22 protein-coding genes are annotated in these 19,074 nt (G+C 62.5%); 15 read left to right on the plus strand and 7 right to left on the minus strand.

The window, feature by feature from the left end; genetic code table 11:
- The first annotated feature begins 57 nt into the window (after positions 1-57).
- The 5 genes from ACZ445_RS17235 (at position 58) to argE (ending at position 4,357) form a co-directional block, all read left to right on the plus strand.
- Positions 58-663: a LuxR C-terminal-related transcriptional regulator gene (locus tag ACZ445_RS17235; protein ID WP_464707323.1), complete on the plus strand. Its 606-nt coding sequence runs from the start codon at positions 58-60 to the stop codon at positions 661-663.
- 97 nt (positions 664-760) lie between these two features.
- On the plus strand, positions 761-2,092 hold the full coding sequence (locus ACZ445_RS17240) for a flavin-containing monooxygenase (RefSeq protein ID WP_464707324.1): 1,332 nt from the start codon (positions 761-763) through the stop codon (positions 2,090-2,092).
- 23 nt (positions 2,093-2,115) lie between these two features.
- Positions 2,116-2,526, plus strand: coding sequence for a RidA family protein (locus ACZ445_RS17245; RefSeq protein WP_003207327.1), 411 nt, complete (start codon positions 2,116-2,118; stop codon positions 2,524-2,526).
- Between the two features lie 11 nt (positions 2,527-2,537).
- Positions 2,538-3,215 (plus strand): DUF1028 domain-containing protein, encoded by a 678-nt coding sequence (locus tag ACZ445_RS17250; protein ID WP_464707325.1) that lies wholly within the window; start codon positions 2,538-2,540, stop codon positions 3,213-3,215.
- A complete protein-coding gene (argE, locus tag ACZ445_RS17255) occupies positions 3,212-4,357 on the plus strand; it encodes an acetylornithine deacetylase (protein WP_310863858.1) in 1,146 nt (381 codons plus the stop codon). Before ACZ445_RS17250 ends, argE begins: the two co-directional genes overlap by 4 nt.
- A 203-nt stretch (positions 4,358-4,560) precedes the next feature.
- Here argE and ACZ445_RS17260 read toward each other — a convergent pair whose 3' ends face one another.
- Complete coding sequence (locus ACZ445_RS17260) at positions 4,561-5,472, minus strand: LysR substrate-binding domain-containing protein (protein WP_058423956.1); 912 nt, start codon at positions 5,470-5,472, stop codon at positions 4,561-4,563.
- A gap of 218 nt (positions 5,473-5,690) precedes the next feature.
- On the opposite strand from ACZ445_RS17260, the gene ACZ445_RS17265 reads away from it, so the two are divergent.
- The 4 genes from ACZ445_RS17265 (at position 5,691) to ACZ445_RS17280 (ending at position 8,765) form a co-directional block, all read left to right on the plus strand.
- On the plus strand, positions 5,691-7,106 hold the full coding sequence (locus ACZ445_RS17265; RefSeq protein WP_310863859.1) for a purine-cytosine permease family protein: 1,416 nt from the start codon (positions 5,691-5,693) through the stop codon (positions 7,104-7,106).
- 142 nt (positions 7,107-7,248) lie between these two features.
- Positions 7,249-7,740, plus strand: a complete 492-nt coding sequence (locus ACZ445_RS17270) for a GNAT family N-acetyltransferase (protein WP_179028647.1) — start codon at positions 7,249-7,251, stop codon at positions 7,738-7,740.
- A 320-nt stretch (positions 7,741-8,060) separates the two neighbouring features.
- Positions 8,061-8,321, plus strand: a complete 261-nt coding sequence (locus ACZ445_RS17275; RefSeq protein ID WP_147467435.1) for a hypothetical protein — start codon at positions 8,061-8,063, stop codon at positions 8,319-8,321.
- A gap of 18 nt (positions 8,322-8,339) precedes the next feature.
- On the plus strand, positions 8,340-8,765 hold the full coding sequence (locus tag ACZ445_RS17280) for a GNAT family N-acetyltransferase (RefSeq protein WP_058423960.1): 426 nt from the start codon (positions 8,340-8,342) through the stop codon (positions 8,763-8,765).
- 4 nt (positions 8,766-8,769) lie between these two features.
- Here the strand turns inward: ACZ445_RS17280 and ACZ445_RS17285 are convergent, their stop codons facing one another.
- A complete protein-coding gene (locus tag ACZ445_RS17285; protein WP_310863861.1) occupies positions 8,770-9,975 on the minus strand; it encodes a TPM domain-containing protein in 1,206 nt (401 codons plus the stop codon).
- Between the two features lie 128 nt (positions 9,976-10,103).
- Between ACZ445_RS17285 and ACZ445_RS17290 the strand changes: the two genes are divergently transcribed.
- Positions 10,104-10,919 (plus strand): alpha/beta fold hydrolase, encoded by an 816-nt coding sequence (locus ACZ445_RS17290; protein ID WP_058423962.1) that lies wholly within the window; start codon positions 10,104-10,106, stop codon positions 10,917-10,919.
- Entirely contained in the window at positions 10,909-12,051 is a 1,143-nt protein-coding gene (locus tag ACZ445_RS17295) for a PAS domain-containing sensor histidine kinase (RefSeq protein WP_464707326.1), read from the plus strand. Before ACZ445_RS17290 ends, ACZ445_RS17295 begins: the two co-directional genes overlap by 11 nt.
- Here the strand turns inward: ACZ445_RS17295 and dapF are convergent.
- The gene (dapF, locus tag ACZ445_RS17300; RefSeq protein ID WP_058423964.1) at positions 12,039-12,842 is read right to left on the minus strand and encodes a diaminopimelate epimerase; all 804 of its coding nucleotides are present in this window, start codon (positions 12,840-12,842) and stop codon (positions 12,039-12,041) included. The two genes, ACZ445_RS17295 and dapF, sit on opposite strands and share 13 nt — an antisense overlap.
- 73 nt (positions 12,843-12,915) lie before the next feature.
- Here dapF and ACZ445_RS17305 point away from each other — a divergent pair, with 73 nt between their 5' ends.
- Positions 12,916-13,437 carry a P-loop nucleotide/nucleoside kinase family protein gene (locus tag ACZ445_RS17305; protein WP_058423965.1) on the plus strand — a complete coding sequence of 174 codons (522 nt, stop codon included), beginning with the start codon at positions 12,916-12,918 and terminating at the stop codon, positions 13,435-13,437.
- A 140-nt stretch (positions 13,438-13,577) separates the two neighbouring features.
- Here ACZ445_RS17305 and ACZ445_RS17310 read toward each other — a convergent pair whose 3' ends face one another.
- On the minus strand, positions 13,578-15,173 hold the full coding sequence (locus ACZ445_RS17310) for a L,D-transpeptidase family protein (protein ID WP_058423966.1): 1,596 nt from the start codon (positions 15,171-15,173) through the stop codon (positions 13,578-13,580).
- 39 nt (positions 15,174-15,212) lie between these two features.
- Here ACZ445_RS17310 and ACZ445_RS17315 point away from each other — a divergent pair, with 39 nt between their 5' ends.
- Both ACZ445_RS17315 and ACZ445_RS17320 read left to right on the plus strand, forming a co-directional pair.
- On the plus strand, positions 15,213-15,926 hold the full coding sequence (locus ACZ445_RS17315) for a murein L,D-transpeptidase catalytic domain family protein (RefSeq protein WP_058423967.1): 714 nt from the start codon (positions 15,213-15,215) through the stop codon (positions 15,924-15,926).
- Positions 15,927-15,954: 28 nt separating this feature from the next.
- Positions 15,955-16,701, plus strand: coding sequence for a creatininase family protein (locus ACZ445_RS17320; protein WP_058423968.1), 747 nt, complete (start codon positions 15,955-15,957; stop codon positions 16,699-16,701).
- Between the two features lie 131 nt (positions 16,702-16,832).
- On the opposite strand, the gene ACZ445_RS17325 is transcribed toward ACZ445_RS17320, so the two are convergent.
- Together ACZ445_RS17325 and ACZ445_RS17330 are read right to left on the minus strand one after the other, a co-directional pair.
- A complete protein-coding gene (locus ACZ445_RS17325; protein ID WP_464703869.1) occupies positions 16,833-17,174 on the minus strand; it encodes a hypothetical protein in 342 nt (113 codons plus the stop codon).
- 34 nt (positions 17,175-17,208) lie between these two features.
- Positions 17,209-17,853 (minus strand): ATPase, encoded by a 645-nt coding sequence (locus ACZ445_RS17330; protein ID WP_464703871.1) that lies wholly within the window; start codon positions 17,851-17,853, stop codon positions 17,209-17,211.
- A gap of 131 nt (positions 17,854-17,984) precedes the next feature.
- Here ACZ445_RS17330 and ACZ445_RS17335 point away from each other — a divergent pair, with 131 nt between their 5' ends.
- On the plus strand, positions 17,985-18,248 hold the full coding sequence (locus ACZ445_RS17335; protein WP_058423971.1) for a hypothetical protein: 264 nt from the start codon (positions 17,985-17,987) through the stop codon (positions 18,246-18,248).
- Here ACZ445_RS17335 and ACZ445_RS17340 read toward each other — a convergent pair.
- Positions 18,225-19,058 carry an amidohydrolase family protein gene (locus ACZ445_RS17340; RefSeq protein ID WP_058423972.1) on the minus strand — a complete coding sequence of 278 codons (834 nt, stop codon included), beginning with the start codon at positions 19,056-19,058 and terminating at the stop codon, positions 18,225-18,227. The two genes, ACZ445_RS17335 and ACZ445_RS17340, sit on opposite strands and share 24 nt — an antisense overlap.
- Between the last annotated feature and the right edge of the window lie 16 nt (positions 19,059-19,074).

The raw sequence follows: 19,074 nt of genomic DNA on the forward strand, positions 1-19,074 counted from the left end.
GGCGCGGTGGTAAGGTAGCATGCAACGGCACAACCTTGCCCCAGGGAGGAGCCCCCCATGACCGGCCGTATCATCATCGCCGATGACCACCCGATGTTCCGCGAAGGCATGCTGCGCACCGTGCAGCGCCTGCTGCCGCAGGCCCTGGTGCAGGAAGCCGGCGACCTCGACGGTGTGCTCGCGCTGATCCGCGACGGCGGCGAGATCGACACGCTGATCCTCGATCTGCGCTTCCCCGGCCTGACCTGCATGAGCCAACTGGTCGACCTGCGCCAGCAATTGCGGCGCACCACGCTGATCGTGGTGTCGATGGTGGACGACCCGGCGCTGATCGATCAGGTCATGGCCCTCGGCGTGGACGGCTTCATCGGCAAGAACATTGCCCCCGACGAGATCGGCCAGGCGCTGTTGGCGATCCGCGAAGGTGAAGCACTGGTCAAGTTCGCCCCCTCCGGCCTGCTGCCACTGGACACTCACACCCTCACCGCCCGCCAGCAAGACGTGCTGCGCCTGATCGCCCAGGGCAAGACCAACAAGGAAATCGCCAAGGCCCTGGATATCTCGCCGTTTACCGTGCGCATCCATGTGTCGTCGCTGCTGCGTACGCTAGGTGTGCCCTCGCGGGCGGCGGCCGCCGTGAAGTATGCCGGAGAGTTCCAGTGACAAGCCGTGCGCGAGCCCCTCTGCATCCGATATTTATGCTCACTTCCCAGCTTAATAATATTTTATTTATACCCCCCCTCCCCCTAGCCTTTAAGTCATGCCAACGCTGAATCCAACTGCATTACGCAAGGACAGAGACATGACTGAAGCACTCACAAAAACAGACACGCTGGTGGTGGGCGCCGGCCAAGCTGGCGTGGCCATGAGCGAGCATCTGAGCAAACAAGGCGTGCCCCACCTGGTACTGGAGCGCAGCCGCATCGCCGAGCGCTGGCGCACCGGGCGCTGGGATTCGCTGGTGGCCAACGGCCCGGCGTGGCATGACCGCTTTCCCGGCCTGGCATTCGATACCGTCGCCCCGGACGAATTTGCGCCGAAGGAACGCGTCGCCGATTACTTTGAAGCCTACGCGCGCAAGTTCAACGCGCCGATCCGTACCGGCGTCGAGGTGCTCTCTGTGGTACGTAATGTCGGCCGCCCCGGCTTCACCGTGCACACCAGTGAAGGGGTGATCGAAGCCAACCGCGTGGTGGCCGCGACCGGGCCGTTCCAGAAGCCGGTGATTCCGGCCATCGCACCAAAAGACCCTGCGTTGCATCAGATCCACTCCGCCGACTATCGCAACCCCGCGCAACTGCCGGCCGGTGCCGTGCTGGTGGTGGGCGCCGGCTCATCCGGCGTGCAGATTGCCGATGAATTGCAGCGCTCCGGGCGCCAGGTGTACCTCTCGGTCGGCGCCCACGACCGCCCGCCGCGCGCCTACCGCAACCGCGACTTCTGCTGGTGGCTGGGGGTGCTGGGTGAGTGGGACCAGGCGGCGATGAAGCCCGGCCGCGAGCACGTGACCATTGCCGTCAGCGGCGCACACGGCGGCAAGACCATCGACTTCCGCGAGCTGGCCCAGCAAGGCATGACCCTGGTGGGCCTGACCCAGGCGTTCAATGGCAGCGTCGCCACGTTCCAGCCGAACCTGGTGGAGAACCTGGCACGCGGCGATGAAAACTACCTGGCCCTGCTGGATGCCGCCGATGCCTACATCGAACGCAACGGCCTGGACCTGCCCCTTGAGCCCGAAGCCCGTCGCGTGTTCCCCGATGCGGACTGTATCAAGAACCCGCTCCTGCAACTGGACCTGGCCAAGGCCGGTGTCACCTCGATCATCTGGGCCACCGGTTTTGCGGTGGACTACAGCTGGTTGAAAGTGGCGGCCTTCGACGAAGCCGGCAAGCTCCGGCACCAGCGCGGCGTGTCCAGCGAAGCCGGGATCTACTTCCTCGGGTTGCCATGGCAGTCGCGCCGTGGCTCGTCGTTTATCTGGGGGGTGTGGCACGACGCCAAATACGTGGCCGACCACATCGCCATCCAGCGTCAATACCTCGAATACCGCGAAGCCGCCCCGGTGGTTCGCCCGTCCCCTGTCAACGCCTGAGCCTGATTGCCGGAGTTTTCCTGATGCCTACTCACACCCGTATCCGCATGTTCAACACCAAAGAAACCTACCCCAACCAGAGCCTGGACAACGACCTGTGCCAGGCCGTGCGCGCCGGCAACACCGTGTACGTGCGCGGCCAGGTCGGCACCGATTTCGACGGTAACCTGATCGGCCTTGGCGACCCGCGTGCCCAGGCGGAACAGGCGATGAAAAACGTCAAGCAACTGCTGGAAGAAGCCGGCTCCGACCTGTCGCACATCGTCAAGACCACCACCTACCTGATCGACCCACGCTACCGCGAGCCGGTGTACCAGGAAGTCGGCAAGTGGCTCAAGGGCGTGTTCCCGATCTCCACCGGGTTGGTGGTGTCGGCCCTCGGCCAACCGCAGTGGCTGATGGAAATTGATGTGATCGCGGTTATTCCCGAATAAGGAGCGCCACCATGACCTTTTCAATCGTCGCCCGTTGCGCCGAGACCGGGCAGCTAGGCATCGCCATCAGCTCATCAAGCATTGCCGTAGGCGCCCGCTGCCCATGGCTGCGGCCGGGCGTGGGCGCGGTGTCGACCCAGAACATCACCCTGCCGGCCCTGGGCCCGGACGTGCTTGATTTGCTGGAACAGGGCTTGGCCCCGGCTGAGGCCATCGACAAGGCGTTGACGAGCAACGGCTACAGCCAATACCGGCAACTGACGGCGATTGATCACCTGGGCCGCACCGTGCATTTCAGCGGCAGTGAAACCCTCGGCACGCACAATGCGGTATCGGGTGAGCAGTGCGTGGCAGCGGGTAACATGCTGGCCGACCGCGCGGTGATCGAGGCGATGGTCATTGCTTTCGAGCAAGGCGAAGGCCAGCTGGCCGACCGACTGCTGGCGGCCATGCACGCCGCGATTGCTGCCGGCGGCGAGGCCGGCCCGGTGCATTCCGCCGCGCTGGTGGTGGTGGGCGAACTGACCTGGCCGATCATCAACCTGCGGGTGGATTGGGCCGATGAACAGCCGATCCTTGCACTGCAAACACTCTGGGACGCCTACCGTCCGCAGGTGCAGGACTACATCGACCGCGCCCTTGCTCCGGACCGTTCCCCCGGCTACGGCGTGGCCGGAGATGACCGATGAGCACCAGCCGCGAACTGCTGCAGACGCTGGTTGCGTTCGACACCACCAGCCGTGAATCCAACCTGCACCTGATCGAGTTTGTGCGCGATTACCTGGCCGGTTTCGGGGTGGCCTGCGAGCTGGTCTACAACCTGGAGCGCAGCAAGGCCAACCTGTTTGCCAGCGTCGGCCCGGCAGAGTTGCCCGGCATTGTGCTGTCGGGGCATACCGATGTGGTGCCGGTGGACGGCCAGCCCTGGACGGTGCCGCCGTTCGAGCTGACCGAACGCGACGGCAAACTGTTTGGCCGCGGCACCGCCGACATGAAGGGTTATATCGCCTGCGTGCTGGCGCTGGTACCGGCACTGGTTGCAGCGCCGCTGCGGGTGCCGGTGCACATCGCCCTGTCCTATGACGAAGAAGTCGGTTGCCTGGGCGTGCGTTCGTTGCTCGCTGTGCTGGAGCAACGGCCAGTGAAACCGATGCTGTGCATCATCGGCGAACCCACCGAACTCAAGCCGGTGCTCGGGCACAAGGGCAAGTTGGCGATGCGTTGCGACGTGCATGGCGAGGCGTGTCACTCCGCCTATGCGCCGTATGGAGTGAATGCGATTGAACACGCCGCCGAGTTGGTCGGTGAGCTGGGACGGATTGGGCAGCGGCTGCGGGAGACCCAGGATGCGCGGTTTGACCCGCCGTTCAGCACGGTGCAGACCGGGGTGATCAGTGGCGGCAAGGCCCTCAACATCGTGCCGGCAGATTGCCGGTTTGATTTCGAGGTGCGCGCGTTGCCATCGCAAGACCCGGCCGAGGTGGCGGACGAATTGAAGGCGTATGCCGAGCAACAGGTTTTGCCGCGCATGCAGGCAGTGAGTGCGCAGAGTGCGATTCGGTTTACCGAGCTATCGGCGTACCCTGGCTTGGTCACCGATGAACGCAGCCAGGCGGCGCAGTGGATTGCGGCGTTTTCCGGTTCCCAGGAGTTCGGCACGGTGGCCTTTGGGACCGAAGGTGGGTTGTTTGATGCGGTGGGCATTCCCACGGTGGTGTGCGGGCCGGGCAGCATGGACCAGGGGCATAAGCCGGATGAGTTTGTGACGGTGGAGCAACTGGCGGGATGTGATGCGATGTTGGGGCGGATGTTGGACTCGATTCGCGTTTGAGCCCAGCCCTTTCAAGGTCTTTAGAAAACCGGCCGTAGTCGGCGGATACCACCCCATTAAGGGCGAACACTGTAGCTGTGGCGAGCGGGCTTGCCCCGCGTTGGAGTGCGCAGCACTCCTGTTTTTTGGGGCCGCTGCGCAGCCCAACGCGGGGCAAGCCCGCTCGCCACAACAAGTCCGCTCCCACATTTTTGGTCCTTTACTCAACCCAGGATTCGGGCGAGTTCTTCGCGGCAGTAATCGACAAATAGCTGCACCGGCTTGGTCAACGGCGCGCGACGCAGCCATACCGCCGACAGGCCGGAACCGGTGACGGTCTCGGCCAACGGCACACACACCACCTTCTGCCCATCGTAGGTGTACTCGGTGAACGGCTTGGTCACCAGAATCGAAAACCCGAACCCCCGCCCCACCATGCCCCGCACCATCTCGATCGACGGCGAGCTGAACACGATATTCGGCGTCAGCCCGCGCTCTTCAAAGATGCTCACGAAGTAGGTGCGGCTGGGCAGCACGTCCAGCAGGATCATCGGTTCCAGCACCAGGTCTGCCAGCGACACCTTGGCCTGTTGCGCAAAGCGATGATCGGCCGGCAACAGCGCATAGGGCTGCTGCGGCGGCATCAACGGCGTGGTCTCGATGGTCGCGCCAAGGTCGTGCTCGAACAGCATGGCCACGTCGATACTGCCCGCCGTCAGCGCCTGCACCAGCTCCTGTTGTTCGCCATCGCGGATGCGGATTTCCACCCCCGGCCAGAGCGCCTTGAAGCCAGCGATCAGACGCGGCAGGTACAGCGGCGCCACGGTTTCGAAGCAGCCGATATCGATCTGCCCCGCCACCACGTCATTGTCCGCCAGGGCGTTTTGCTCGAACTCGTGGGCCACGCGCAACAGCTCCAGCGCCTTGCGATAGAAGCGTGCGCCGCTGGGCGTCAGCGACACGCCCTGGGCGTGATGACGGATAAACAGTTGCACGCCAAAGCTGTCTTCCAGCTGCTTGATCGCCGTGGACACCGACGGCTGCGCGATATACAGCTTGCGCGACGCCTCGGCGACGCTGCCGCACTCGGCGGTGGTGACGAAATATCTGAGCTGGCGCAGGTTGTAGGCAGCCATCGGGACCTCCAGAAACGTGGGACTTCGCCCGTCAATCAGGTGTAGGCAACATACCCGAGCGCGACAAGACGCGAGCTATATTTTTTAAGGTCTATAGCAACAAACTTACTAATTTACCTCCCCGCGCCCATTGCAGATGATCACTCCAACAACAAAGCGCCGCGCAGGTGGCGCACAGCGAAGTACGTCAACGTACTCACCTTGCCTTGGAGCTCGTCATGGTTACCACTGCAACATCCTCCGCCCCGCTTATCGAAAAACACACGATTGGATACGTGCCCCCGGAAGACCGCCATGGAAAGGTCAGAGACCTGTTCACCCTGTGGTTCGGCGGCAACATCGCGCCGTTGCCGATCGTCACGGGGGCGCTGGGTGTGCAACTGTTCCACCTCAACCTGCTCTGGGGCATCGTCGCGATCCTCGTCGGCCACCTGGTCGGCGGCGTGTTGATGGCGCTGCACTCGGCCCAGGGCCCGCAGATGGGCATCCCGCAAATGATCCAGAGCCGCGCCCAGTTCGGCTCACTCGGTGCTCTGCTGGTGGTGGTGATTGCCGGCGTCATGTACATCGGCTTCTTCGCCTCCAACATCGTGCTGGCCGGCAAGTCCCTGCATGGCGTGGTCGACGCCGTGCCCGTGCCGGTGGGCATCGTGATCGGCGCCATCGGCTCCGGCATCATCGGTATCATCGGCTACCGCTTCATCCACGTACTCAACCGCATCGGCACCTGGGTGCTGGGCGCCGGGATCGTGCTGGGGTTCGGCTATATCTTCACCCACGTACAGACCACCGACTTCCTGACCCGTGGTGAATTCAACGTCTCCGGTTGGCTGGCAACGGTGTCCCTGGCGGCGCTGTGGCAAATCGCATTCGCGCCCTACGTTTCCGACTACTCACGCTACCTGCCGGCCGACGTGCCGGTCGCCTCCACCTTCTGGACCACTTACCTCGGCTCGGCCCTGGGCTCCAGCCTGTCGTTCATCTTCGGCGCCGTCGCCGTGCTCGCCACCCCGGTCGGCATGGACACCATGGACGCCGTCAAACTTGCCACCGGCGCCATCGGTCCGTTGATGCTGGTGCTGTTTCTGCTCAGCGTGATCAGCCACAACGCGCTCAATTTGTATGGTGCGGTGCTGTCGATCATCACCCTGGTGCAGACCTTTGCGTACCGCTGGATTCCCACCGCCAAAAGCCGCGCGGTGATCTCGATCCTGGTGTTGGCGGCCTGTGCGATTGCCGCGGTGTTTGCCTCCAAGGACTTCATCGGCCACTTCGTCGACATGGTGCTGGTGCTGCTGGTGGTGTTGGTGCCGTGGACAGCGATCAACCTGATCGACTTCTATGCGATCCATAAGGGCAAGTACGACATTGCCTCGATCTTCCGCGTGGACGGCGGGATTTACGGGCGATACAACCCACAGGCATTGCTCGCCTATGCAGTGGGGATTGTGGTGCAGATTCCGTTCATGAATACGCCGCTGTATGTGGGCCCGATTTCGGCGCACATCAACGGGGCGGACCTGTCCTGGGTGGTGGGGTTGGTGGTGACGTCGCCGTTGTATTTCTGGCTGGCGAGTCGTGACAGTGCGTATAAGCGGCGGATGGACGGAGGGAAGTTGGTGGGTGGGGTTTGAAGTACCGGCTGTGAGCTGAGTGATGAGATCGTGGTGGCGAGCGGGCTTGCCACAACAAGCCTGCTCGCCACAGGGGATCTGTGTCGCTCGGGTCGATGTTTGTCTATCATGCGCCTCTCGCTCAGCGCCTCAGGAAACGCCCATGCCCGCCCTCACCTTGCGCAACGCCCTCCCCGCCGACGCCGCCCGTTGCTTTGAAATCGAGATCACCGCCTACGAAGGCGACGAAGCCGCCACCCTGGAAAAGATCGCCACGCGGATTGCGCAGTACCCGCAAGGCTTTCTGATCCTGGAAGCGGCGGGCGAAGTGGTGGGTTTCATCAACGGCGGCTGCGCCCACAAGGTGGTGATGTCAGACGAAGCGTTCAAGGAGTTGGTGGGCCACTCGGCCGACGCGCCGAATGTGGTGATCATGTCGGTGGTGGTCGACCCTGCGCACCAGGGCAAAGGGTACTCAAAAGCCTTGATGACGGAGTTTGTGCAGCGCATGCGCGGCATGGGCAAGCAGACGATTCATCTGATGTGCAAGGAGCAACACGTGCCGCTGTATGAGCGCATGGGTTACCAGTATGTGCAGCCGTCGCCGTCGGAGCACGGTGGCATGGCGTGGCATGAGATGGTGATGGTGTTCTAGACCCCAGGGTTAATGCAGCACTTGTGTGTCCGGACGTAAGCCAGTCACGGGCAGTAAAAGACGCCGATATATTTCAGCATGCAAATACCTGATCTACGTGCACCCTCTCTGACATTTCGCCTGCATCGACAAGCAAAAAAACGGGACATGTCGTACAGCCACGCAAGCCATTGCATGAGTGCACCCGGTAGCGGTTTCACCCCGTTACATCCGCCGAAAACCGCCTGATTGAACAGCCTTTGCACGCTCTGTAGCCTCTGATGCAACCCGCCAGACAGGTGCTGACGGGTTGTTTTTTTCACTATCAGAGAGGTATTGCCATGTCTTCAATCAACGGCTTCAACCCTTACACCGCTGCCTATCAAGCGCTTGCAACGCACATCGACAACGACCAGCCACGCCACAACCCCCTGGATGACACCGCCGGGGATGATGCCGAAGTGTTCGACCCCACTACGCAAAGCTGGCAACCCACCCAGGCGGCGGGCAAAGGGCAACATACGCCGCTGGGAGATCCGTACCGCGAACCAATAGATTTTGAGACCAAGGCCGATAACATGGGAGGATGGCAACGCGCATAAGCCAGACGAGACCCCGTGATGACAGCCCTCCACATTGAAGTCAGCGACCAGCCCAACCCCGACGCCGAGCGTGTCCTCGGCGCCGGCTTGGCGGCGTTCAATGAGGCCATCACGGGTTATAACGACCGGCGCTTGCTGGCGGTGCTGGTCAAGGATCCCGACACCCGGCAAATCCTTGGCGGTATCACCGGCAAAACCACACTGGGCACGGCGTTTCTCGATCTGTTTCATCTGCCCGACACCCTGCGCGGGTCGGGTGTTGGCAGTCAGTTGCTGCACGCCTTTGAAGATGAAGCCCGGCGCCGCGGCTGTCGCCACGCAGTGCTGTATACCCTCAGCTTTCAAGCACCGGGGTTTTACGAGAAGCACGGCTGGGTGCGTTTTGGCGAGATTCCATGCGAACCGGACGGCAGCAGCCGGGTGTTTCTGTCTAAGGCGCTGTAATGTTTTACCAGCTGCCTGACGCCCCGCCGCCGCCACTGGAACCACCACCACCGGAAGAACTGCTGCTGGAACTGGAACGATCGCTGCCGGAGCTGGAGCCGGAACCTCCGCCCGACCCCGAGCCGCCCTCGGAAATACTCTGGATAAACACAATAAACGCCACGATCGTTGCAGCGGGTATCGCCACTATCCAGCCCTGGTAACCGTGCCCCAGCAACACCCCCACGGCCACGTAGACCGCCAGCACCGCCAACACACGCAAGATGAAAAAGCGCGGGCGTTTTTTCCAGGATTCACGGATGACAAAAAACAGCCCCACGTATAACCCCAGCACCAAGGCGCCGCCAAACGGCCACACCAGCCAATGGACGAAATTGACCTCGACGAAGTGGTTCACCACCAGCACCCCGGCGATATACGCCAACAGCCCCAACACGCTGTAAAACACCCCACGCGCCAGCCACAATGCGCCGAATGTGGCGCCGCCGATCAGCAACGTCAGCGGCACGACAAACAGGTACATCGGCCAATCGCGCCCGCCGCCATAGATCGCCAGGAGTACTGTCACCAGCGCGGTGGCAATCAACGCGCGGCGCCAATGCAGCTTGCCGGCGGCGATAAGCACACCGCCGATAGCGCCGATGACAAACGCCAGCAGTATCGCAATGAACTGCGGATTGAGCCCCGGCCCCGCAATCGCGGGCAAGTCACCGCCGTCCACCAGCACCACCAGGTCGTTCACGCCCTGGGAGACGCCGCCCACAAAATCGCCCTGGCGAAACGCCGGGGTGATGTGTTCTTCGATGATGCGATGGGCCAGCAAATCAGTGACCGTGCCTTCCAGGCCGTAGCCCACTTCGATGCGCACCTTGCGATCGTCCTTGGCCACCAGCAGCAGGATGCCATCGTTGATGTCCTTGCGCCCCAGTTTCCAGGCACGAAACAGCTGGTTGGCGTAGTCCTCGATACTCGCGTCACCCGTGGTGGGCACCAGCAGCACAGCCACTTGCGCGCCTTTGCGCTGTTCAAGGTCCGCCAGCTGGTTTTTCAGACGGGTGGCGGTGGTGGCGTCCAGGGTGTTGGTGAGGTCGATCACCCGCTGGTCGAGGGCCACACCGATGGGCGAATCCTCCGCGTGGGCAGTGCTCAACAGACCGATAAGCGCCAGCGCCACCAGGCCCAGGATCGATTGCCGCAAAATCGCCATCATGCTTTGTTACCTGAAGTTTCTTCCTGAAGGCGCCGACTTTACCTTATCAACGCTATAACGCGTGACCCCACGGCGTTGACTATCTAAACTGCGCGTATACATAGCAATACGCCATAACCGGAAAATCCATGGATCTACGTCAGCGCAACAACGTCAATGTGATGGGCACCGGTACGTCGACCCTGGTGTTCTCCCATGGTTTTGGCTGCAACCAAGCCATGTGGAACTACCTGGCGCCGCATTTCCTCGAGCGTTTTCGTGTGGTGCTGTACGACCTGGTGGGCGCCGGCCTGTCGGACCTGAGGGCCTACGACAAAGACAAGTACAGCACGCTGGACGGCTATGCCCGGGACCTCAATCAGATCATCGACACCCATGCCACGGGTCCGGTGATTCTGGTAGGCCACTCCGTCAGCGCGATGATCGGCACCCTCGCCGACCGCCAGGCCCCGGGGCGTATCGCCGCCCACGTGATGATAGGCCCGTCGCCGCGCTATATCGATGAAGACGGCTACATCGGCGGTTTCAAGCGTAGCGATATCGACGACCTGCTCGACACCCTCGACAGCAACTTCCTCGGTTGGTCCAGCGCCATGGCCCCGGTGATCATGGGCGCGCCTGATCAACCCGCATTGGGCGAAGAGCTGACCAAGAGCTTCTGTCGCACCGAACCGGATATCGCCAAGCAGTTCGCGCGGGTGACATTCATGTCGGACAACCGCCAGGATGTGATCGGCCTGGCCACCCCGGTGCTGATCCTGCAGTCGACCGATGACCTGATCGCCCCGATGGCTGTCGGCGAATACCTGCACAGCGTGTTGCCCAACAGCACCTATCACCTGGTGGACAACGTCGGCCATTGCCCGCACATGAGCGCGCCCCAGGCTTGCGCGGCGGCCATGGACGATTTCCTCGCACCGTGGACAACTGCACGTGCCAGCTGATCTATTCGACAGCGCAGCCTGCGCCCTGGCCGTCACCTCGGAAGATGGCACCCTGGTGCAAACCAACGCACGCTTCAGCGAATGGCTGGGGTTCAGCGCCGCCGAGTTGTGCGGCAAGCGCTTCCAGGACCTGTTGACCATGGGCGGACGGATTTTCCACCAGACCCACCTGGCGCCCATGTTGCGCATGCATGGCAGCGTCACCGAAGTGAAGCTGGACATGCTGCACCGTGACGGTCACAAGATCACCGTGCTGCTCAACGGCAACAAGCGCGAGCAGGCCGACGTCGCGGTGTACGACCTGGCGCTGTTCGGCACCACCGACCGCGACAAGTACGAACGCGAGCTGCTCAACGCACGTAACCTGGCCGAAGCGCTGTTGCAGGAAAAAACCGCCACCGAATTGGCCTTGCAGCAAGCCCAGGCCGAGTTGCGCGAGGCCTATGCGATTTCCCAGCGCCGCGCGCTGTTTGCCGAGCAGATGGTGGCGATTGTCAGCCATGGCCTGAAAAACCCGCTCACCGCCATCCGCATGGCCTCCGACTTTCTCAGCCGCAGCGAACGCACAGCCAAGGAACGCCAGTTGCTGGGGCATATCGGCCAGTCGTCCGAACGCGCCCAACGCATGATCGCCGACCTGCTGGACTTCACCCAGGCCCGGGTCGGCCAGGGCATCACCATCAAGGCATTGCCTCTGGACTTGCATGGCGTGATTCATCGCGCCGTGGATGAACTGCGCGTGGCGTTCCCCAAGGCGACGCTGGAGCATCACACCGAGGGCAGTGGTGACGCCTGCCTGGACGCCGACCGCGTGCAGCAGATCATCGGCAACCTGGTGGCCAACAGCGTGGCTTATGGCGACCTGCAACGGCCGATCCGGATTACCTCACGCCTGGGCGATGGCCGCTGCGAAGTGACGGTACACAACCACGGTGCGGCCATTCCCGAAGCGTTGTTGGCAGGGCTGTTCGAGCCCATGACCCGAGGTACTGACCAGGGCAGTGATGTGCGCAGCGTAGGGCTGGGCCTGTATATCGTGCGCGAGTTGGCCAGGGTGCACGGTGGGGATGTGTCGGTGAGTTCCTGTGCCACCGGCGGCACCATCTTTACCGTGATGTTTCAGAGTCCGTAGGCGCTGCCTTGCATCACCGGCTCGACACTGCCGGTCAACACCACACCGCCCTCACCCGCCCAGTGCACGGTCACGGTGCCGCCGTCGCACTGCACCTGCACTGTGGCATCCAGCAAACCGCGCCGAATCCCATTGACCACCGCCCCGCAGCAGCATGAGCCAGAGCCCAGCGGCACGCCGCCGCCGCGTTCCCAGATGCGCAGGCGAATACGGCCGCGGTCCAGCACCTGCACGAAATGCACATTGGTCTTGTCCGGGAACAACCGATGTTTTTCCAGCCCAGGGCCAGCGGCGGCGATGTCGATTGCGCTGAGGTCATCCACGAAAAACGTACAGTGCGGGTTGCCCATGCTGCACGCGGCCGGGTCGCCCTCGATAGGCAAAACAAGCGTATCCATGGCTTCGGCCAGCGGCACTGCACGCCAGTCCAACGACGGCTCGCCCATGTTCACCGACACCTGCCGCCCGGGTGCACGCACGCAGGTCAGCAGGCCGCGGTCGGTGCGCAACAGCACCGAATCCGTAGCGGCCTCATGCATCAAGCGATCAGCCACGCCACGGGTCGCGCTGCCGCAGGTGGCCAGCGGCGTACCGTTGGGGTTCCAGAACTTGATGCGCGCAGCGGCGTCATCGCAGTCGAGCACCACGGCAAGCTGGTTGAAACCGATACCGGTGTGGCGGTCGCCCAGGCGTCGGGCGATCTGCGCGGTGATGGGATCGTGCAAACCACGGCGGTCGATGATGATGAAGTCGTCGCCATGGGCGTGCATTTTCACGAACGGCACAAGCATCGGGTGTCCTGTGGTCGACCTGTGGGGGAACTGAAGGATACTCTGAACTGGACCGATCTTATGAGACCCACCCATGCTAATTGTCTTCAGCGGCCTGCCCGGCACCGGCAAAACCACGATTGCCCGCGAACTCGCACGCCAGACCGCTGCGGTTTACCTGCGTATCGACCTGATTGAACAGGCTATACGCAAGGCCGGGGTGCTGACGGGGGACGTGGGTGCCAGCGGTTATGGCGTGGCGAATGCGCTGGCGCTGAGCAATCTGCAACTGGGCCACACCGTGGTGGCAGACTGCGTGAATCCGGTCAAGGAAAGCCGGGAGGCGTGGAAGGCTGTCGCTGTAGCAGCAAAGGTGGCATTACTGGATGTTCGGGTGATCTGCTCAGACCACCAGGAACATCAACGACGGGTGGAAACCCGTACGGGGGATATTCCCGGCCTGGTTCCGCCCTCCTGGGCGTCTGTGTTGGCGCATGAGTATGAGCCTTGGGATGAAGTGCCCTTGACGCTCGATACTGCATTCATGACACCGGAGCAGGCCGTGACAACAACGAGGGCGAACCTCACTCCTGTGCGAGCGGGCTTGCTGTGGTGAGCGGGCTTGCCCCGCGTTGGGGCGCGAAGCGGCCCTGAAAACCAGGCAATGCGTTCTGACAGGGGAAATGCGGGGGGGCTTATTGGGGCTGCTTCGCAGCCCAACGCGGGGCAAGCCCGCTCGCCACAAGGTTGAGTCGCCTATAACACACTGCCCATCGCCTTCATCAACACCAGGTCTCGCCCATAAATATCCGGCGCATATACCAGACCGCCCTGGCGATCGACCTCCACCGTCCAGTAACTCAACAACACCGGCACCGGCGTGGCCAGCCTGAATTCGTGGGTCACGCCGGTGGCCAGCAGTTCATCGGTGCGCGCACGTTCGGCCGGGCTCACCAGCAGATCGCGCAAGAGCAGCGGTTGCTCGACCCGCACACACCCCGAACTGAATGCCCGTGGCCCTTTGGTGAACAGCGGCTGGCTCGGCGTGTCGTGCAGGTACACCGAGTACGGGTTGGGAAAGCGCATCACGATCTTGCCCAGCGGGTTGCGCGGGCCGGCTTCCTGGCGCAGCAGGATATTGCCCGGGCGCGCCCAGTCGATCTGTTCCGGCGCCAGCGGGTGGCCTTCGGCATCGAGCACTTGCAGGTTCTGCTGGCGCAGGTATTCAGGGTTGAGGCGGATGGCCGGGAGTTTGTCCTCGCGCATGATGGTGGGCGGGATGGTCCAGGTGGGGTTAAGGGTCAACCGGGTGATGCGGGATTTGAGCAACGGCGTCTGGCGCTCGGCGCGGCCCACTTGCAGGCGGGTCTGCCACACGGGGATGCCGCTCTGGTACACGCTCAGTTGCGCGGCGGCGACGTTGACCAGCACGCCTTCAGGCTCGAGGTCCTGGGCCAGCCAGCGGAAGCGTTCGAGGTTGATGCGCAGTTGTTCGCGACGGATCGCCGGGCTGATATTCAGCTCGGCCACCGTACCGGCGCCGATCACGCCGTCAGCCTGCAACGAATGGCTCAGTTGAAAGGCCTTGACCGCCTTGACCAGTTCGTCGCTGTACTGCTTGCCGCCGGGGGCCTTGGCCAGGTAACCCCCACCGATCAGGCGCCGCGCCAGTTCCGGTACGCGCGGGTCGTCCATGCCAGGGCGCAACAACGGGCCACTGGCGACCGCGTCCCAATGTGGCAATGGTTGCTGGCGCACGGTGGAATAGGCATTGCGCAGGCTGCGGTAGAGGTCCGCGCTGGGGCGCGCCTGGTCGAACGCCTGGGTCATGTCTTGCAGGCCGGTGGCAGCAAACGCCAGCACTTCAACATTGGGGTCGCGGGTCGGTGGCTGGGAATGCCACAGCGGCTCGAAGCGCGACTGCTGCAGGCGCCCGTAGTGCAGATCCTGCAGGGCTTGCAGGTAGTGCAGGCTGGTCGCGATGTCGCTGCACAGCACGTTGGCCGTGGCATCTGGCGCAGGCAGGCTATAGTGGGTGGGGTCCAGGCCGTCATCGGCGAGCATCAGCAACTGAGATTGCAGGGCTTGCCGGCGCTCGTCGGCGGACCACAACGGCAGGCTCCCCTGCTGTTGGTAGAACGCTTGCAGACGCAGTTGGGCGGCGGCGTCAATCTGCGGCGCCAAGCCGGGGCAGACGCTGGGCAATTGCGCCAAGGCCTGCTGCACCGGCGCCAGATCGACCGACGCAGGTGTGGTCACCGGCAACGGCTCGACCGGCAGCGCGTCGGCTGTCGCGACCAATGGTGCAACGAGCAGGCAAATGCTCAAGTAACATGCGTGTTTTTTGAACAATTGACCTGGCTCCAATCCACACCGGGGGATTCTTTGTAGATGCTGACTTTTATGCGCCGCCTCGGCTTGATCACCGTGACGTTGGCTACGCTGAGCAATTTTGCGCTCGCTGCCAATCCGACCTCTCCTTCCCTGTATAGCAGCCTGGCGCGCTCGGCTCCAGAACTCAATCCCACTGTACTCAAAAGCGCCCTGAATGCGGTGCAATGCGCCGTCAATAACGGCGAGGAGCGTTCCGAACGCCTGGCGGTCATTGACTACTCCCAGCCTTCGACCGCCCGTCGGCTATGGATCTTCGACCTGCGCAAAAAGACCCTGGTACTGCGCGACCTGGTGGCCCACGGCGCCAAGTCCGGGGAAAACTTCGCCACCCAGTTCTCCAACCGGGAAGGCAGCCACCAGTCCAGCCTGGGCTTGTTCCGCACCCAGGAAAGCTACCTGGGTACCCACGGTTACTCGTTGCGCATGGACGGCCTGGAGCCGGGTTTCAATGACCAGGCCCGCGACCGCGCCATCGTGATCCACGCCGCCGACTACGTAAGCCCCCTGTGGAGCAAGCGCGAAGGCCGTATCGGTCGCAGCCAGGGTTGCCCGGCCGTGCGCCCGCAGGTGGCCCGCCAGGTAGTGGACAAGCTCAAGGATGGGCAGTTCATGTTTTCGTGGTACCCCGACCAGCGCTGGCTGAAGTCTTCGACCTACCTCAATTGCAAACCCCAACAGGTGGCGAGTAGTCGTACAATCCGTGGCGGATAGCCTGTCCCCATAGATAAGAGAGCGCCGCATGCTTCTACATAAGTCCACCTGGATCGAGATCGGGCAGTTTCTGGAACGCAGCCGCACGGTGGTGATTCCCATCGGTTCCAACGAACAGCACGGCCCCACCGGCCTGCTCGGCACCGACTGGATGTGCCCGGAAATCATCGCCCATGAGGCGCAGCAGAACGCCGACATCCTGATCGGCCCGACCTTCAACATCGGCATGGCCCAGCATCACTTGGGTTTTCCCGGCACCATTTCCCTGCGCCCTTCCACCTTTATCGCCGCGATTGGCGACTGGGTGCGTTCGCTGGCCGGGCATGGTTTCGAGAAGATTCTGTTTCTGAACGGCCATGGCGGCAATATCGCCACGATTGAAGCGGCGTTTTCCGAGCTGTACGCCGAAGCGAGCTTCGCCCGTCGCCCCGCCGGCTTTGCGTTGAAGCTGGTGAACTGGTGGGACCTGGAAGGCGTGACCGACCTGGCCCAGCGCCAATTCCCGGTGGGCCATGGCAGCCATGCCACACCATCAGAGATTGCGGTGACCCAATGGGCCTACCCGGACGCGATCAAGACTGCCGACTACTCACCGCAAATCGCCAACACCGGGCCGATCCGCGAGGCGCTGGACTTCCGCGCGCGCTTCCCGGATGGGCGCATGGGCTCGGACCCGGCGCTGGCGACGGTAGAAAAAGGTGGGGAGTTGGTGGCGTTGGCGGCGCAGGGGTTGGTCAAGAAAGTGAACAGCTTCAGCAACGAAGCCAAACCTTAAGCCCTACGCAAATCCAATTGTGGGAGGGGGCTTGCCCCCGATAGCAGTATGGCAGTCACAGATGTATTGACTGATCCACCGCTATCGGGGGCAAGCCCCCTCCCACATGTGGTTTTATGTATGGCCTGGGATTATTGGCAGTCCTTTGCCGCCAGCTCTAGCCGCGACGGCGTAATCGTCGACGCCAACGGCTTGCGCTCATACAAGAACACCTTGGCGCCCTCTCCAGCCTTGTAGGCTTCCAGCACGTCATCGGCGGCAATCTTGCTGGTCAGTACCACTTTGGCATGGCGCGAGTTCTGGGTGACGGTCGAGGTGATCCCGTGCTTTTCCAGCTTGGGCAGCACGCACTGCACGTAGGCTTCCGGACTCTTGCTGGTTTGCAGGGTCAGGCTCGGGGCATTAGGGGCAGTTACACAACCCGCCAACACCAGGGAAGCAATGGCCAAGGCCGGGGCGAAAAAAGCGCGCATGGAAAATTCCTGACTATAAAAATAAAGGTTCACATCAACCGGCACGGACTAACGCTTTGAGCGAGGCATCGAACTGCTTCAAGGCATCGAGTTGCACATCACGCTGCTGCTCGATCTGCGCGGCAATCTCCGGAGCGGCCTTGTCATGCACCCACACCGACGTCACCTGCTTGTGCACCGAGCCTTCGGCCCGGGCAATGTACTGCAGGTTCGCGTCGTAGAACCGCGCAACAAAACGCGCCTCGACCACATCGTTACGCTGGGTCAGCAGTTGGTTATGGGTATCGAGCATCACCACCACATCGGGGTGAGCCTGCACCAGGGCATCCAGGTTGTCGTAGACCGTTACCGACAAAAAGGTGCCTTGCAGCGAGCTCATCAACCAATCGATGGCCAGTTCCGGGTCGGAACTGTTGACGAACGCCTGGCGGATACGCCCGTCGAGGGCATCCTTGGCGCCATTCAAGGCCATGTCGTGGTAGCGTTCGAGGTAGCTGAGGTTGTCGCGGGTGTTGTCGCTCAACAACACACCCACCGACTGCGCGTGCTGCAGGGAGTCTACGCTACCGTTGATAGGTAGCAAATGGCTGGTATGCAGATCATCGGCGATTGCCGCGTTGTTGATGACCACCGTGCCAAGCATCAGAGCCATCAAAGCCAACTGAATAAACGTCCTCATCGCGCATTTCCTTGAACAGCGTCTCGATGGGGTGATTTTCCGCTTTTCCGGAAAAAACAGAACTTGCGATGCGTGATGGTGACTATTATCTGAACCGATAGTGCTGACATAAAACCTATAAGGACCACGCCATGAAGCCCCACCAGAAAACCTTCGACCGCATCCGCGAAGCCGTACTACCGGAGTTTCGCGAGCGGGTCGCCGATTACCTGGTCGACTATGAACACGTGCTGCAGGACGAGGCGGCGGACGCGGATCGGATCAGCGCCAGTGCCCAGCAGCTGCGCGGCTACCTGCGCGGCCTGAACACCACGCGGGTACTGGGCATGGCCGACTGGGAAGAGCTGGACCGCCGTGTGGAAGAGGATTGGCTACGGGTGGTCAAAGCCGAATAACTGCCGGGGTGTATCGATCAGCAAAGCCTGCGCGACCGCTGCCGACCAGCCGAGGGCCTGGCGTTGCTCGATCACAGCGCGGTAGTCGACTGACGTGTCATGCTGGGTGTGCGGCCAGTCACTGCCCCACACCAAGCGGTGCAGACCGAAACTCTGCTGCAGCAACGGCATGGCCTGGCGCGCAAATTCAAGGTTCTGCGCCGGGCTGCCGGCCAGGCGATAGATCCCCGAGACTTTCAGCCACAACTGGCCGCTGAGGCCCAAGTCCAACAACTCGGCAAAACCGCGTTGCGCGACGCCGAGTCGTGCATCCGGCCGGCCGAAATGGTCGACCACCAGCTTGACCCCGAACGGCAGCAACTGGCGCACCAATTGCGGCAGGTCGGCCACCTCGCGGTGCAATTCCACATGCCAGCCCAGCGCGACGATGTGCTCGAAAAAAACCTTCCAGCCGCGCTCGGCAAAGTCTGGCAGCGCCCTGCCCACCAGGTTCAAGCGCACGCCGACCACGCCGGCGCGGGCCATCGCCTGTAAAGCGTGCTGCGGGATATCACGGTCCACCACCACGACGCCGCGCAACCGATCGGGTGCCTGCTGCAAAGCGGCCGACAGGTAGCCGTTGTCGGTGCCCAGGAAACTGGGTTGCACCAACACGCCGTGGCTCAGGCCATTGGCGTGCAAGTGGCCGAGGTAGTCCGCCAGCGTGGCGTCGTAGCCTGGGGTGTAGCGACGCTCACCGGCCAGGGTCAGCGCCTGGCTGAAGACATGGGCATGGGCGTCGATGCCGGTGATGGAACGGTTATCAAGCATGGGGTCGTCTTTCATA

This window comes from Pseudomonas allii (assembly GCF_055380095.1).